This is a genomic window from Deinococcus humi (assembly GCF_014201875.1).
Taxonomy (GTDB): domain Bacteria; phylum Deinococcota; class Deinococci; order Deinococcales; family Deinococcaceae; genus Deinococcus; species Deinococcus humi.
Window position 1 is genome coordinate 1 of the sequence record NZ_JACHFL010000030.1, and the last position, 14,098, is coordinate 14,098.

At 60.3% G+C, this 14,098-nt stretch carries 14 protein-coding genes and 1 pseudogene; 9 read left to right on the top strand and 6 right to left on the bottom strand.

What is annotated here, in order from left to right:
• Positions 1-745 precede the first annotated feature (745 nt).
• From HNQ08_RS25505 to HNQ08_RS25515, 3 genes are read left to right on the top strand one after another with little or no spacing between them, the layout of a single operon-like run.
• Positions 746-979, top strand: a complete 234-nt coding sequence (locus tag HNQ08_RS25505; RefSeq protein ID WP_184138046.1) for a hypothetical protein — start codon at positions 746-748, stop codon at positions 977-979.
• A 27-nt stretch (positions 980-1,006) separates the two neighbouring features.
• On the top strand, positions 1,007-1,573 hold the full coding sequence (locus HNQ08_RS25510; RefSeq protein WP_184138047.1) for a hypothetical protein: 567 nt from the start codon (positions 1,007-1,009) through the stop codon (positions 1,571-1,573).
• Positions 1,570-2,637: a GDSL-type esterase/lipase family protein gene (locus HNQ08_RS25515; protein ID WP_184138048.1), complete on the top strand. Its 1,068-nt coding sequence runs from the start codon at positions 1,570-1,572 to the stop codon at positions 2,635-2,637. The genes HNQ08_RS25510 and HNQ08_RS25515 overlap by 4 nt, the downstream gene beginning before the upstream one ends.
• A 294-nt stretch (positions 2,638-2,931) precedes the next feature.
• Here the strand turns inward: HNQ08_RS25515 and HNQ08_RS25520 are convergent, their stop codons facing one another.
• From HNQ08_RS25520 to HNQ08_RS25530, 3 genes are all read right to left on the bottom strand, one after another.
• Positions 2,932-3,282: an HD-GYP domain-containing protein gene (locus tag HNQ08_RS25520; protein WP_184138049.1), complete on the bottom strand. Its 351-nt coding sequence runs from the start codon at positions 3,280-3,282 to the stop codon at positions 2,932-2,934.
• A gap of 589 nt (positions 3,283-3,871) precedes the next feature.
• Positions 3,872-4,306, bottom strand: coding sequence for a response regulator (locus HNQ08_RS25525; protein WP_184138050.1), 435 nt, complete (start codon positions 4,304-4,306; stop codon positions 3,872-3,874).
• A gap of 195 nt (positions 4,307-4,501) precedes the next feature.
• Positions 4,502-5,584, bottom strand: coding sequence for a sensor domain-containing diguanylate cyclase (locus HNQ08_RS25530; RefSeq protein ID WP_184138051.1), 1,083 nt, complete (start codon positions 5,582-5,584; stop codon positions 4,502-4,504).
• 170 nt (positions 5,585-5,754) lie between these two features.
• Between HNQ08_RS25530 and HNQ08_RS25535 the strand changes: the two genes are divergently transcribed.
• Together HNQ08_RS25535 and HNQ08_RS25540 are read left to right on the top strand one after the other, a co-directional pair.
• Entirely contained in the window at positions 5,755-6,018 is a 264-nt protein-coding gene (locus HNQ08_RS25535; protein WP_184138052.1) for a DUF3006 domain-containing protein, read from the top strand.
• Between the two features lie 567 nt (positions 6,019-6,585).
• A complete protein-coding gene (locus HNQ08_RS25540) occupies positions 6,586-6,960 on the top strand; it encodes a hypothetical protein (RefSeq protein WP_184138053.1) in 375 nt (124 codons plus the stop codon).
• Positions 6,961-7,200: 240 nt separating this feature from the next.
• Here the strand turns inward: HNQ08_RS25540 and HNQ08_RS25545 are convergent, their stop codons facing one another.
• The gene (locus HNQ08_RS25545; protein ID WP_184138054.1) at positions 7,201-7,461 is read right to left on the bottom strand and encodes a hypothetical protein; all 261 of its coding nucleotides are present in this window, start codon (positions 7,459-7,461) and stop codon (positions 7,201-7,203) included.
• A gap of 183 nt (positions 7,462-7,644) precedes the next feature.
• Here HNQ08_RS25545 and HNQ08_RS25550 point away from each other — a divergent pair, with 183 nt between their 5' ends.
• On the top strand, positions 7,645-8,181 hold the full coding sequence (locus HNQ08_RS25550; protein WP_184138055.1) for a hypothetical protein: 537 nt from the start codon (positions 7,645-7,647) through the stop codon (positions 8,179-8,181).
• A 319-nt stretch (positions 8,182-8,500) separates the two neighbouring features.
• Entirely contained in the window at positions 8,501-9,244 is a 744-nt protein-coding gene (locus tag HNQ08_RS25555) for a hypothetical protein (protein ID WP_184138056.1), read from the top strand.
• 145 nt (positions 9,245-9,389) lie between these two features.
• On the opposite strand, the gene HNQ08_RS25560 is transcribed toward HNQ08_RS25555, so the two are convergent.
• The gene (locus HNQ08_RS25560; protein ID WP_184138057.1) at positions 9,390-9,800 is read right to left on the bottom strand and encodes a hypothetical protein; all 411 of its coding nucleotides are present in this window, start codon (positions 9,798-9,800) and stop codon (positions 9,390-9,392) included.
• Positions 9,801-10,089: 289 nt separating this feature from the next.
• On the opposite strand from HNQ08_RS25560, the gene HNQ08_RS25565 reads away from it, so the two are divergent.
• Positions 10,090-10,263: a hypothetical protein gene (locus tag HNQ08_RS25565; protein WP_229790285.1), complete on the top strand. Its 174-nt coding sequence runs from the start codon at positions 10,090-10,092 to the stop codon at positions 10,261-10,263.
• Positions 10,264-11,075: 812 nt separating this feature from the next.
• On the opposite strand, the gene HNQ08_RS28160 is transcribed toward HNQ08_RS25565, so the two are convergent.
• Positions 11,076-13,256: a DUF11 domain-containing protein gene (locus HNQ08_RS28160; RefSeq protein WP_184138058.1), complete on the bottom strand. Its 2,181-nt coding sequence runs from the start codon at positions 13,254-13,256 to the stop codon at positions 11,076-11,078.
• A 562-nt stretch (positions 13,257-13,818) separates the two neighbouring features.
• Here HNQ08_RS28160 and HNQ08_RS28375 point away from each other — a divergent pair.
• Positions 13,819-14,067: pseudogene (locus HNQ08_RS28375) on the top strand (restriction endonuclease); the annotation flags it as partial.
• Between the last annotated feature and the right edge of the window lie 31 nt (positions 14,068-14,098).

Here is a 14,098-nt window from a genome sequence, read left to right on the forward strand (position 1 = left end):
CCTACAAGTCGGCCTGGACCCACGAAGCCGCTGTCGAGGAGCTGCGCGCGCAACGCGGACGACAGTTTGACCCCCAGGTCATCGACGCTTTCCTCGCCAGCTTCCGTCGTGGTCATACGAAGTCGTTACGTCGATAGCGCAAAAAGAACCTTCAGCCGTCAGTGCACAGCCACCCCGCTTCTAAGTGGGGTTTTTCATTGCCCGCTTCAAGAAGTGACGTATGACTCAAGGCCGTACTGTTGGGGAATTATTTTTAGAGGCGCGGGTAGATACTTCCAGAGCCCAGCAGGACCTCCTGAAGTACCAGCAATTTGTCGAACGCGCCAATGGCGTCAAGCTGAACCTGGACACCAAAGGAGCGCAGACAGAGCTGAAGTGCGTCAGCGACATCGGCGCTGACGCCTGCAGGCCTCCAAACTGCCAGGTCAGGAGTACTGCACCTAGGCAAAAGCAATGCGCCTGGAGACTGCAGAGCAGAACAAGGCCGCTTCTACCGCTAGTGCTGTAGCCAGACAAGTCCAGAGCACGCCCCACCACTCTACCCTGCAGGCGGCCCAGGACAAGCGAGCCCACCAGCAGGGCATTCAGGGATCGGGAATGAGGTCAAGGCCTACCGCAATCTGTGGCAGACCCACACCATCAGCAGCGATCAGGTTTACCGCGAGCAGGCCCGCCTGAACAGCAGGCTCCGGAAATGGCCCTGACGGTGGATAAGCAGGGCAACGCCTATCGTCGATAGACTCAGGTGGCCGTCGCAAGGCACCATGGATTCCAGCCAGGGCATGAACACGCCTGGGACTTCGGTGCGGGCGTCTTGCAGGGCATCACGAATGTGCTGGGGCAGCTCAGCGTGACGGATGACCTGATCAGCGGGTTGATTCGCCTGATGGAAAGCAAGCGGGCGCAGGTGAAGCACATCGCCAGCAAGCTCGGCGAGGAGACCCTGGCCGGATTGCAGCAAGGTCTGCAATCCAATTAGAAGGGCACATCTTGCCAGAGATTCCGTGTGGACGAGAAGCTGGCGGCGGTGGCGTCGGATCTGATGGACGGCGATGGACACCTGTCCAGCGAGAACCTAGCCCTTACCAATAACGTGATTCTCGATCTCAATAAGGCAAGTACTCTTGCGCTGCACCCTGGCCATGACTGCCTGCGCTCCCATCGCCCAGCCGGGCCAACCAAGGTGCGGTGCCAATGGTCTTACCACTTAAGTAAGTACCGCACAACTCAGGCGATTGAAGTTCCTACCCCTCTAAGCCGCGCCATGGGCGGGTGGGGGTTTTTTTGTTTGGGCTCTGCAATGCTTACTCAGGCAGATAAGGCCATGGCAGAGCTTCGTGATTTTCCCGCCGCCTCATCTACTTTCCTCAGCCTGGCAGCCTGGGACGAGGGCGAGTACTGGCGCGACGTTCAGATCATCGAGCCGTGCCCAGAGCACCAGGAGGTCAATCAATGGAGCTTTGGCAGGATTCCAGACAGTCTCATCCACTTTAAATCGTATCTTTGGATCAAACGCTCGCTGGATGATCCATTGACCCTGTTCCCCCGCTGCCCTGCTGAGGATCCATCATGAAATCCATTCTGCCCCTCGTCCTGCCTCTTCTCGCTGCCTGTGCGCCCGTCCAGACCGCACATACGCCGCGCCCTGACGCCACCCCATTCACCCGCTACGTCGCGCTCGGTGACAGCATCACGGCCGGCTTCCAGTCAGGTGGCCTTACAGCGGAGTCCCAGCGGGCGGCCTATCCCCATCTGCTGGGGGAGCGCGCCGGCCTGGACGTCCCCATGCCCGAGGTTCAGGCTCCTGGTTGCCCACCGCCCATTGGGGTCACGGGCGAGAAAAACTGCGCCTTGCGTCAGCCTGGAGTGATCTCACCCGTCGTGGCGGTTCCTGGAGCCAAAGTCGGCGACGTGCTCGACAGCACCGATATCCAGGTCACTGACCCCGACCCACAGCTCTACGACGCTGCGCTTTACCGGGCGATTCTGGGCCCGAGCACCACTCAGCTGGACGCGGCCCTGGCCCGCCAGCCCCTTTTTGCCACCGTGTGGATCGGGAACAATGACGTGCTGTTGCCCACGCTGCGCGGGCGGCCCGATCAGGCCACGCCACTGGACCGTTTCCGGGCGAATTACGAGATCCTGGTGGACCGACTCCTAACGGGGGGCGTGAAGTCGCTGGTCCTGATGACCATTCCCGATGTGACGCGGGTCCCGGCCCTTATTCCTGTGCGTCAGCTGCGCTTGCTGGGCGTGGTGGACGAGAGCTGTCAGGGACAGGAGGCGTATTTCGGCAGTGTCGTTGTGGGCCGGGCCAGCAAGACGGCGCCGTTGTCTTGCACGAGTCCGGAAACCCTGACTGCAGAAGAATATGGGCAGGCCCAGCGGATTGTGGAGGGGTACAACACAGCGATCCGTGCGATTGCCATTGAGCGGAAGATCCCGGTGTTCGATGTGACCCAGGTGCTGGACACCTTGCCTGGCCGTCCGCTGATTCCGACGGCTGCTGCGCCGTTTGGGCGGTCATTCAGCTTGGATGGAATTCACCCAAGCAACCTGGCCCATCAACGGTTCGCGCAGGCCCTGGCACTGTTTTTCAACGCGCAGTTCGGAACGGATCTGGATGTCCGGCCCTAAACAGGAGTGGATTGCCGGCGCTTTGAGGGTTTTGGATTCAGAGTGATGCCTGTCATGGCAAGAGAGAAGGAGGCTGCCACAGACTGACTTGACGTGAAATTACCCAGTCCTGCACAGAGGAAGGCATCGCCTCAAGACCGCACAGTGGGCTGACCCACCCCCGTTATGCAGCAGCTCCACGAACACCCCGGCCACCACCGCGTCGCAGTGGCGCCCCGCCTGCGCCATGATCTCGCTTAGCGCTGCTTTGGGGGACCACGCAGCCTTGTAGGGCCGCGCATTGGCCAGGGCATCTTACACATCACACAGCGTGAAGATGCGTCCCGCCAGACTGATCTCACGCCCGACCTTGCCCTCCGAGTACCCCTGCCCGTCCCAGCGTTCGTGGTGATCGCGTACCACCGCCAATGTCATGTCCGGCCAAAAGTCCAGCGCAGCGACTAGGGTCATGCCTCGTTCGATATGGGAGCACATTACGGCCTGTTCGTCGACGGTGAGCGCTCCAGGTTTGAGCAGCGCCGCGTCGGGAATGGCGACCTCGCCGATGTCGTGCAGGTACGCGCCCCAGCACACGGCCTGGATCTGAGACGGAAACCAGCAGAGCGCCTCTACCATCCGCGTGGCTAGCGCGACGATGCAGTCCATATGGCCCCAGGTTGCGCTGTCCCGGGCTTTCAGGGCTAGGCTCAGCCCCCGGAGCTCGCTGGCGCGCCTATGGCTGCCAGCCGCGCGGTGAAGCGGCGGTGGGCCTGAACCCGAGCCGCCTCGGCAGGCTCCGGTCTCGTGTGGTGCATTGGGTCCGGCCTGTCGAGAGGCATGAAGGTATCAGTGCGGACCCAGCAGTTGCAGGTGTGATGCCGCTTGAACTCGCTCACTGTGCCGTACTTGACTACTCCCCATTGCAGCGAGGGCGTTTTTCACTTTCGTCAGCAGTGACATTCTGCCTGAAGCTAGTTCGCCACATACATAACGGCACCAGCCTCTAAATACAAGTGCGTTAAATCCCGCTGGGCACGGGGCAGCCTAGAGTCAGTGCTTGAGAATGGAAGTCGAATTGAATGTCTTTACTCGTGTTGAGGCAGTTCAGCGCATAGAATGAAAACTTCCTTCATTTCATACAAACAACTCGTCAGAAACTTACCCGTACAACTGCGAATACAGAGAATGAGGGCTTTTTCAATACCCAAACCACTGATGTTCGATTGGGTGTGGACCGCACGTGGTCCAGGCGTGCTCAAAGCTCGCTACGGCTGGTCAGGTTACGCACGGTGTGACTGATCTGCCAGTAGTGCAGGACCTTTTCCAACTGCTCCAGGAAATCGTGAAAGCTGACAGATTTCACCAGATAAGAACTGGCGTGCAGGATGTACGCCAGTTCTACATCCTTCTGAGCGCTGGACGTGGACAGGATCACCACTGGGATGTGGACTAAGCGAGCGTCTTGCTTCATCTCGGTCAGCACCTCGAAGCCACTCATGCCAGGCATGTTGAGGTCCAGCAACACCACGTCGGGTTGAAATTCAGGTCGATACAGTAGTTCCAGCGCTTCCCTACCGCTTCCTACACAGGTCAGCACGCATTCCGGGCGGAGCTGTTCGAACGCCTCTTGCGCCAGCATGCGGTCTTGCAGGTTGTCGTCAACCAGGAGGTAGTGTCGATGCGACGTCATTGAAGGGAGCATAAACTGTTCGCGTTCGTCCTCCAGAAAGATTTGACGGTCAGATACGCCCACCGCATTGGGCGGCCACAAGGAAGTCCAGGCAGCCGCCCGGCTAGCGTAGCCTGTGGACCTTGACCTGACAGGTTGGGAGTAGTACGGTTTTGCCCTGGAATTCATTGGGCATTGCTCACAAAGGCCGCTCGCCTAGGCCTCAATCCCGCCATCAAAGTCGAGCCCCCAGTTCACCGTACGGCCCACCGTTCGCCGCCGTTTGACGTCGTACATCCGTGCGTCGGCCAGGGACAACCACTCGTTCACGCCTCCCTCGGGCAACAACTGCGCCGTGCCTCCCTGCAGGCTCAGCGGGCCAGTCCCCGGCAGCCACGCGGCGGCCAGTAGCCCCTGCGTCAGCCGGGCGCTCGCTTCCCCTACCCGCGCGACCGGTCCCCACACCAGCAACGCGAATTCATCGCCGCTCAGCCGAAACGCGACGTCGGGTGCCAGCAGGCTTTGCCTCAGCACCCGCGCTAGGGTTCTCAGCACGGCGTCGCCACCCTGATGCCCATGGGTGTCGTTGATCGTTTTGAATCCGTCGACATCGAGCATGACCAGATTCAGCTCTAGACCCTCCTGCCGGGCCAGCCGCATGGCTTCCGACACGTCTTCGTAAAAGGCCCGGCGATTGAGGAGTCCTGTCAGCGTGTCCGTGCGGGTCAGCCGCTCGAGTTCCTCACGCAGCGCCGCATTGTCCAGCGCAATCGCAACATGCTGTGCCAGCAGCTGCAGGAACTCCAGATCGGTGCTGTCGAAGGCCCCGGCCTCATAACTCTGGATAGACAGCACGCCCACCCGTCTGCCCTGGATCTCCAAGGGGACAAATAGCATGGATCTTGCTGGCTGGCCCGGCTGCTCGTCCACCTGGCGGATATCCGGGATGACCTCCGGGCCCCTGGTCATGCGCCGGACGCGGACCGGATGGTCCTGCAAGTAGGCGTCGATGTCGCTCACGGACAGGGCATCACCGTATAGCACGCTCTCCATGATGCCTTCAGGGTAGAACGGGACGTGCTGGGTGAAACGCTGGTCCTCCTCGCGTAATTCCCAGCGCCAGTCGCCGTTCGGCTGCAGCAGGGCCAGCAGCGTGGCCTGCGACGGGAAGAGGGCGCCGGCCTGCTGATGCACCGCTTGAACCACGGCCTCGACCTCATGGCTGTTGCGGGCCAGCGACGCCAGCACCTGCACGAGCAGGTGATAGCGGGCAACGAGGGATGTTGGGGACCTCAACATGAACAAACTCCGGATGGGAACGAACTGGAGAGACAGGTGGTGAGCAGAGACTATCGTGCTGGCGGCAGATTAGAGGGGGGTGACGGATGGCTCTTGGACCACAACCCTCTGTACTCACTCCATGCCACAACTCGGCGCAGGAGCAGAGCGCCCAGGGATTACCTTGAGACATGGCGCAAAGTCGGAAGGAACTGGGGGTCAGTTACGTCGTCATTGAGAGCATCGCAGGTCACCTCGCCCACGTTGTGCTGTCAGACGGCACCCCCGCGGACTGGCGCCTGTCGAGTCTGCCTGCGGGGGTGAAAGAGGGCGATATCGTTTTGATCGACGTGCAGGGCGGCGATGTGGAGATGGAGGTTGGTCACAGGACAGGGGAGCGGCGCCGTACCCAGCGCCAGCCCGACAGCGGGCCCGAAGGAGACCCGGACCCGTGAATCTGGCCCTGTTAGCGCGGAATTAAAGGGACAACCTGCCGCCCTGCGCTTATGCATGGGCGGGTGGGGTGTCCCCACAGCATAAAAGCTGCTCAAGGCTTTATTGATGGAGGCTCTTCCCAAAGCGGTGTGGAACACTGCCCTTTCCGCCTACCCAAGCGAGAGCTTGGGAAGCGCAAACCAGAACGTCGCTCTCTTATCCACCTTTCCTTCCCCCAGAGTCCGCACCTAGCACACCAGCACGCCGCTCTGTGCCACGGTCTCGGGCGTCAGGGTTAGCCCCTGTGTCAACTTATGATAGATACCGATTCCATTTTTATTGTCCCAGAGGCCCTGGAGCGACCTACAGTCACGTCACAAACGGGAATGCGGGATTCTTACCATTTTCTCATTTTCAATGAGGCCAATGGAAAAGATGACTGCTTATTGTTAACGTGCCTGTCACGTGCCGCATATCCAAGATGTAACGATATGGACGGTTGAGCAGCCTCAGCCGACGACGGTGTTCCATACACCATCTATGTCGCCTAGATTGTTCCTGTGCCCGGCTTTAGGAGGCTACAGCACATGATCAAAACCTCTCGATATGCACACGCGCTGGGCTGGTACAGTCTTGCGCTCGGCACCACGGAACTGCTCGCGAGTAAACCGCTCGCAGACGCATTGGGGGTGCCAGACCGTACCCGTTGGCTCCGTATGTTCGGTGCTCGAGAACTCGCGCATGCCGCGCTGGTCTTTACGCTGCCGACTGTTGGGGTGTGGTCGCGGGTGATGGGGGACGTGATGGACCTCGCGGCCCTCGGTGCGGCCTTGAAACCGGAGAATCCAGCGCGTGGTCGGGTGGGAGCCGCACTAGGCATCGTGATGGTCACAACTGTCATAGATACCCTGTGCGCTCTGCAACTTACCAGAGTGGGCGGGCGGGCCTCGGTGTCTGAGTAAGGGCCTGAGCTTCTTGCCACCAGGCTGGCACCCATTCTCCTTACGCTGGCAACCGCTGCACTGGATGTAGCGGCGCGTGCATCACTGTTCGCGATGCGGGGCTCTAGCGCTCGACTGCCGCAGAGCGGTCGCGCAGCGCCACACGGTGAACGGAACCCGGCCGGACCGGACCTGTACGCACAGGCTCGAATCTGAAATGCCCCCACCTCCCTGCGTGGGCGAGTGGGTAGCTTTTTTCGTTCAGTCTTGCACCCGTGCCACCCACCACCCGCTGATCTCCTGCGGTGGATCCGTCTCGTCAAAGCGGTGGACCTCGACCACCAGCGTGCCGCACTCCAGCACCCAGCAATCACGGGACGGCTCACCGAGCCACCAGGGGCCTCCAGCTCGGAACGCATCGTGCTCGCGCGCCACCCGGTAGGTTCGGTTACGCCAGTGTAGCGAAACCGGCTTCCCCTGTTCGTTGAGGTCCACCCCGCACCGTTCCTGGACTGCTCGCATGCCTCACGCTACCTGCTCTGACGGGCTGAAGCACAGACGATCTGAAAAGCTCTGCCTCCCAGGCAAGAATTTGACTTAAGGACGTGAATGACCCTAAGCTCGGTTTATCGCCTGACATCGCTCACGGGGGACCTTCATCGGGCGTTGAAAGATCACGGCTCACCGCTGGTGCACACTGGGCAGATGACTACGGTGTACTACTGGGCGCGTCCTCGAGAGCCTATCACGGAGCTGACGGAAGGACCGATCCTGATGTACTGCCCGCACTGCCACTTCATTCCGCACACACCGCACCTGTACCGTGGCAGCCGCTATGGCGATATGGGCGGTTTTACTTGCGGGCAGTGTGGCGGTGAAGTACGTGTACGCGACCAGGATTGTCGTCCTCCGATCACGTACACCTTCAAGTCTGACGGTTTATCAGCGGGGTCAAACGGACCCACCGAGACCATTGTCTACGAAGCGTTGTACCAGGTGCAGTGGGCGAACCTCGAGCAGATTGAAGCTTGGACCGGACACACCATTTTGGCCAAGACCGGCTCGGGCACGTTCGAGCTCGAGCCGGTCGTCGAGATGCTGGCCGATCACGTCCGCCAGCAGGGTCTTGAGGTGCGGAAAGCTCCCATTGAGCATCCGTTCATCACGTGGATTCCCGAGCCATTCCGTCAGTGGCTTGACCTGATTCACTCGCTCAGGGTGCATCACCTAGACGGGCCATAGGGTCACGCCGACAATCCCTCAAAACGGGGCAGGCGGCAATGCAAGGCTCACTAGGAGGGTGACGCAGAGAACAAGCAGATCGTGAACACGATCCAGTGCGAGCCGGAGCACGAACCCCCTGCAATGTCCGTGCTTTTTGCGTTTCACCACATGAAATGCAGACCAACCGAGAGGACGGCAGCGTCCCCTGCGGTACAAGGCGCAGCTCAGCCGTACAAAAGCCCCCTGCTCCCTGCGCTTCGGCATGGGCGGACGGGAGCTTTTTGTTGTGACGCTGCTGTCAGGCGATTCCCAGTAATTTTGCTGTCCAGGAAACACAATGCGTACATACGGTGGTTTGATTCTCATCTCTTCTCTTCTTCTCACATCCTGCAATTCGCCCGCTGTCGTTCAACCAGAGCCAAAAAAAGATCCAACACCCGTACTTCAGCTTGCTGCAGGAACCTTTGTCACCCAGAGCATTGAGAAGATCGGCACCTCCTTACTCGTGAGTTTGGCGTTGTCCGACGGCAGGGCGCTTACCGAGAACACCCAGGTCACGATCACCGGCCCAGCAGGCTGGAACCAGGATGAGCCTGAGCCGCGGGTGCTCACGGTAGGCGCCAACCTGTACGGCACCTATTTCATGAGTACGGGAATGGCCCCTGTTGCTGGCGTGTACAAGGTCTCGGCGACAATTGCTGGACAGACGTACACGGCCACGTCCGGCCAGATCAAACCCGCCAGCGTTCTTAAAACGGCTGCACCGATTATCGCTACCGACGATGGCACCCAAGTGACCGTAAGCTGGCCGCCCGTCGACGGCGCGGCCCTTTATCTGCACCGGGTGTACCCCACGCAGGCCGATGCCTCCGGGGAGCGGCCCCTCGTGACCGCCGCCAACATTGCCACTCAGAACATTCCAGTCACCTTTCCCTCGTCAGCGCTGACACCGAACACCTCGTACGACATCGGCGTTCTGGCTTTCAGCAGAGTGGTGGATTTTAGAAAGAACATCAATGTTCCCACCCAGTTCAACGCCTCCAACACATACATAACTCAACCGCTTTTTCGGAAGCCCTAAGCGGTAGCCGCTTCACGGTGCTTTGAACGAGGGCTGCTAGAGCGCCCCATTCAAGGAATCAGAAGGAATCAAGGCGGCCATTGGGCCGCCTTTTCTCTTCATTGACCTTCCCGGCTGCATAGAGCCTGTGGCCGACGCTCTAATTCTATTGCCAGCTTACGCCCTCGAAATTGCCCGTCATGTCTGGGCCGAAGTCCTCTCCGACAAAAACGCGCCTCCAGGTGCCACTCAACTTCTTGTCGCTCACAACACCCATGAAATCGTATTTCACGTCCTTGTTGGTGTCGTAGTAATCGTGAATCGGCAGCTCAATTTTAACCTGACTGCCGATGACTGTACCAATCAAATTGCCGCTGTATGGTTCGATCCATGCGGCGTCCGCTGTGACGTATCCCGCGTTCCCAAAGCCCGTGAAGGTGTTGCCGCTCTGATACACGTGGATCCACAACCGGTGATTGTCGCCGACCCCCTTCTTGAGATCCAGGATGTAGGCGCTCTCCAGCTGAGCAGTCTGTGGAGCACTGGGTTGTTCCACCTTGGGCGGCGCATCTGTCACCGGGAGAGGAGCGGTTGACGTGCAGGCCGTTAATGCCAGGAGGCCAACGACACTGAGGGTTAAAAGGAGCGCTTTACTCCTGCACTGTAAGGTGCGACTGACATAGACCAATGCTCATTTGTTGTCCCCCGGTGGGGGAAGCGGAATGAAAGAAGGGAAGGTGTCCTGTGGCCGTTCATTGTCCCGGCGCAGTCTTATCCTGTCACCACCATGCGCCCGAGTGAGCTGACCCCTGCCGAGATCGCCGACCAGCTCGCCCGCATGTATGCTGCCGATCAGGGTGAGTCAGATGACCGGCCCAGAGGAGCGCACTGCCCTGGCGGACTACTTGGGCTGCCACGAGGAAATCAGGACAGATGCCTGGGCCGCCTGGTCTGCTGAACTGAATCCATCAGATTGGGACGTCGCCCAATACTGGCTGGACGTGGAGTTCATCGAGCCCTGCCCAGAACACCAGCTCTGAGTAATGGAAAAAGCGGCCCGAAGACCGCCTTGATTTCTTAAATATAGCCCGGTATGCAGCTGCTGTCAAATCATACAGCCCGGTGCTGAACTTCAGCGCCGCAGATCACTTTGGGAGACGAAGTCGACACCCCGCGCCGCGCTCACCCTGCACCAGCCCGATGAACAGAATTGCAGGCGCAGTTGCGTGTCCCTGGCCAGCGTGGCCACCTTCGTCTCCGTCATCTCGGAGCGATTCGCAGGTCGCTGGTGCTGCAGCGGATCGCGTCGTCTGTCGGGGTGCCGCGGCAAGAACCGACACTGGTCTCACCTGCTGGTTGGCCGGACACCCCAAGGTGTAGTCCAGCTCTCCGTAGACATAGGAGCTACTGTCGCTGGGACACGAATGAATGCCAGCGGTGATACCCGCTGCGACGTGGCCTCAAGGAGAAAGAACATGGCCATCCACCCAACGTCAATGGTCTTCTTATGGCGCAATCCTGCACGGAAGCGCAGCGCGTACACGCTCCGTTGCGGCGTGGCTCAAGAAGACGCACCGCTGGCCGCCCTCGTGCTGCCGAAGGAAAGACGATGGACCGTGAAGGATCAGCACCAGCAACCTTCAGGATGCCGAACTGGACCACGCCGACACCCACCGCAGCCGCAATAGCGCCCAGGTAGGAGTGTTGACGTTGACTGTTCTTAAGAACAGCCGACGTCTGGGCTCCTGCGGACTGTCCGCGCTGCATGGCAAAAGAGGCTTTCCAAATCAATGTCAACTTCTGACATTTTCACTCAGAGCTGGCAACCCGAATATTGTGTTTCTGACCGCTTTCACTTCACACGGGCCGTCAGCGTCAAGGTGCCGCTCTCACCAGCCGCGACCTGTGTGCCGCTCCCGCAAAAACTGTTGAGGGCTACCACGTAATTCTGTGTCGCCGTCAGGGTCACGGACGTGCCGGACGGACACACCAGAACGGCACTCACCGGCGTCAGGTTGGTTGCCAGGCTGTCTTGCAGGCTCAGATTGGGGATCGCCAGGTCACCGCTATTCGTATAGCGGATGACATATTCCATTAGATCGCCGGGGCTGGCGACACTCGATGTGCCTCCTGTCGTCTGCTGCTTCGTGGCGTTACGAACCGTCTTGACCAGATCCAAATTTGTCACGGGATCGCGGGCTGTCACGGTCACCGAGGAGGTGTTGTTGGGCGTATCCGGGTCAATGGCGTCATTGGCGCGGCTCACGGTGGCCGTATTGGTCAGGTTGGTGCCGATCGTGGTGGCGGAGCTCACGGTGCTGGTCACGGTGATGACGACCGGCGTCTGATTATTCAATGTCACTACCGTCGAGAGCGCTCCGGTGCCGCCGACGACCGCACACCCACTCGGACAGCGCCAACTGCTGGCCGTGGCCCAGCTGGGCAGCGCGTCGGCCACGGTCACGGTGAGCGGTTGGCCCGGAGTGCTGGCGGTCAGGTTCTGTACCGTGAGGGTGTAAGTGATTTTGCCGCCCCGCGCCGCCGTAGTGGCTGAGGTGGCCTTCACAAGGCTGATGTCGGCGGTCCGGACCTGCACAGAGTTGCTGGCCGTGGCCGGGCTCCCAGGATAGTAGGCCCAGGTGTCCATGACTTTCTTGTCGCCGAAGGCACTGCTCCAGCTGTGTTGAGCGCTCAATGAACTGTCGACGCCGCTGGGCGTCACGTCGGGGCTGGGCGCGCCGGCGATCCCGGTCGATACGCCATTCGAGCGGGTGAGAAGGCGGTCGTCCCAGTAGATGGTGCTGGCACCGCCGGAACCGCTCAGCGTCTGCCGGGTAATATTCATCCCCACAGCATTTTCTGAGTCGAGGAGAGGAAAGTGCACCTCACCGGCAAACAGGGTCACGCTGGCGGTATAGCTGTTACTGCCAGCGGGCACGACCTTGCCATCGCCGTCGAGGCCGTCCCAGTCGACTGTATTGCTGCCGCTCTTGGCGAGCCCAGTCAGGACCCGGTTGGTGTTGGAGCCACTGCCCGACAGGGGAATGGTGAGGCGGTAGCTGAACGCCTGCGGGCTGGAATTGGTGAAGGTGAAGGTCCCGCCCAGGAGAAAGCCGTTGGAACTGCCGGCATACCCAACATTCCCTTCGCGGCCTGTGAACGTCAGGCCACTTGGGGTGGGGGGCAGGGTTGGCGCACTCGTGAGCAGCCAGTCGGTGCCCACCGTTGCCGGGAGCGTCGTATCCGGAACGTTGAAGAACAGTTTGTGCGTCACGTCGGTGCCGCTGTCGAGCCCAACCACTGGTGTGCCGTACGTTGCCGAAGCGACGGTGGCGCTTTGAAAACTCGCCTGACCAGAGCTGTTGGTCACGCCCTTGTTGTTGGCGAAGAACACGAAGCCGTAGGGATCAAGGTTCTGCGTCACCTGATAGCGGTAGCCGTCTTTGGTCTGCACGTAGAGTTTCAAGCCTACAGAGCGGCTGTTGCCGCCGCTGTTCATCGCCAGATAGGTGGTCCAGACACGGCCCGGAACAGCAGTAGAGCCGTTCTTGACCACCGTGACGTCCCAGGCGGCGATACTGGAGTCGCTGGCGACAGGGACAGGCCACGCGGTTCCCACGGTGTTGGCCGTAGGGGCTTTGTCGGCGGTGGGGCTGGGGGCCAGAAACTCAATCGTATAGACGTTGGTGCTGGTCACAGTGTAAGTGCAGGGAATATAGCCGCCGGCATTGACAGTGTTGGGGCCGCTGGTCTCCTGAAGCCGCGTTTCGATGTAGCCAACCTTCGCGTTTGTGGGCAGGCAGGTCTTCACGGGAGTCGGTGCGCTGCCGCTGGTCAGATTCACCTCACCGGCGTAAACATTGATGGATGCGGCCGGCGATAAGCCGCTAAGCATGCCACTGCTGCCCATCGCCAGTTGCTCGCCGGCATTGGCATACACGAAGAGGCTGGTCTTGCGCATAGGCGAGGCCGTTCCCAGATCACCCTTGTTGCTGTTGCCCGTTTCCAGCGAAGCGCGGGACGTCCCACTCACCAGAAGCTCCGAGCTTCCTTCAGCGGCGGCCATTGGGAGGGCGAGACTCAGAATGAACATCAGCCAACCCGGCAGACCAGACCGTCGAAAGGGTGGGAACGAAGTGCCCGACATGGAGGCAAAGGTAACGTGCTGCCCCTCACACGGCTCTGACACATCAGGCCGCAGCTCAGGGCCACCTAATCCCACGGGTCTGGCGTTTTACCGATCCGCACCTCATGCATCTATCCATTGGAGAGGCCACTGGAGATCGTGGCTGTGACCAGGAAGGTAGAGCAGGGGCTTGGGCTGCGTGAGCGGCAATACGGCAACTATGGGAGTAGGCCAGGCAGAGTCCTGTCCGAAAGTAGGACTTGGCTGGGAAAATGGGAACCTGACCGTGTCAAGGCGCAGTCAGCGCAGCACTTTCATGCCGCCCCACATGGCCCGACATAAGCGCAGGCAGGACACTGGGACTGACTTTCTTCCCCTCCTCCTGATCGGGGCTGGAGGCGTCCCGGCTGCTGTCGCCAACGGGTTCTGGGTGCCCCTGATCCCCGTGTGCACCGTGGGGGCCATCATTATGGCGGTCAAGGTGCAGCAAAGGCACCGGCAGAAGCTCCTGGCTCTGGCGGACCTTCTTTCCCTGGATCCCAGGGAATTGGAACTGCACTTCGCGCAGGTCATCTCGGCGCTGCCTGACGGGACGGTCACCGTTAACCGGGGATCGGCAGACCAGGGCGCAGACGTCAATGCCAGCGGCCCGAAGGGAAAAAAGGTGGGGGTGCAGGTCAAGCACTCTCCCACCAGCAACCTGGGTAACAAGGCCGTACAGGAGATCGTGGTGTCCAAGGCCATCTGCC

Bases quoted from the DNA above. Each gene is read 5' to 3' on its own strand.
- HNQ08_RS25515 (WP_184138048.1), top strand. From the start codon at position 1,570: ATGAAATCCATTCTGCCCCTCGTCCTGCCTCTTCTCGCTGCCTGTGCG.
- HNQ08_RS25520 (WP_184138049.1), bottom strand. From the start codon at position 3,282: ATGGACTGCATCGTCGCGCTAGCCACGCGGATGGTAGAGGCGCTCTGC.
- HNQ08_RS25525 (WP_184138050.1), bottom strand. From the start codon at position 4,306: ATGACGTCGCATCGACACTACCTCCTGGTTGACGACAACCTGCAAGAC.
- HNQ08_RS25530 (WP_184138051.1), bottom strand. From the start codon at position 5,584: ATGTTGAGGTCCCCAACATCCCTCGTTGCCCGCTATCACCTGCTCGTG.
- HNQ08_RS25535 (WP_184138052.1), top strand. From the start codon at position 5,755: ATGGCGCAAAGTCGGAAGGAACTGGGGGTCAGTTACGTCGTCATTGAG.
- HNQ08_RS25540 (WP_184138053.1), top strand. From the start codon at position 6,586: ATGATCAAAACCTCTCGATATGCACACGCGCTGGGCTGGTACAGTCTT.
- HNQ08_RS25545 (WP_184138054.1), bottom strand. From the start codon at position 7,461: ATGCGAGCAGTCCAGGAACGGTGCGGGGTGGACCTCAACGAACAGGGG.
- HNQ08_RS25550 (WP_184138055.1), top strand. From the start codon at position 7,645: ATGACTACGGTGTACTACTGGGCGCGTCCTCGAGAGCCTATCACGGAG.
- HNQ08_RS25555 (WP_184138056.1), top strand. From the start codon at position 8,501: ATGCGTACATACGGTGGTTTGATTCTCATCTCTTCTCTTCTTCTCACA.
- HNQ08_RS25565 (WP_229790285.1), top strand. From the start codon at position 10,090: ATGACCGGCCCAGAGGAGCGCACTGCCCTGGCGGACTACTTGGGCTGC.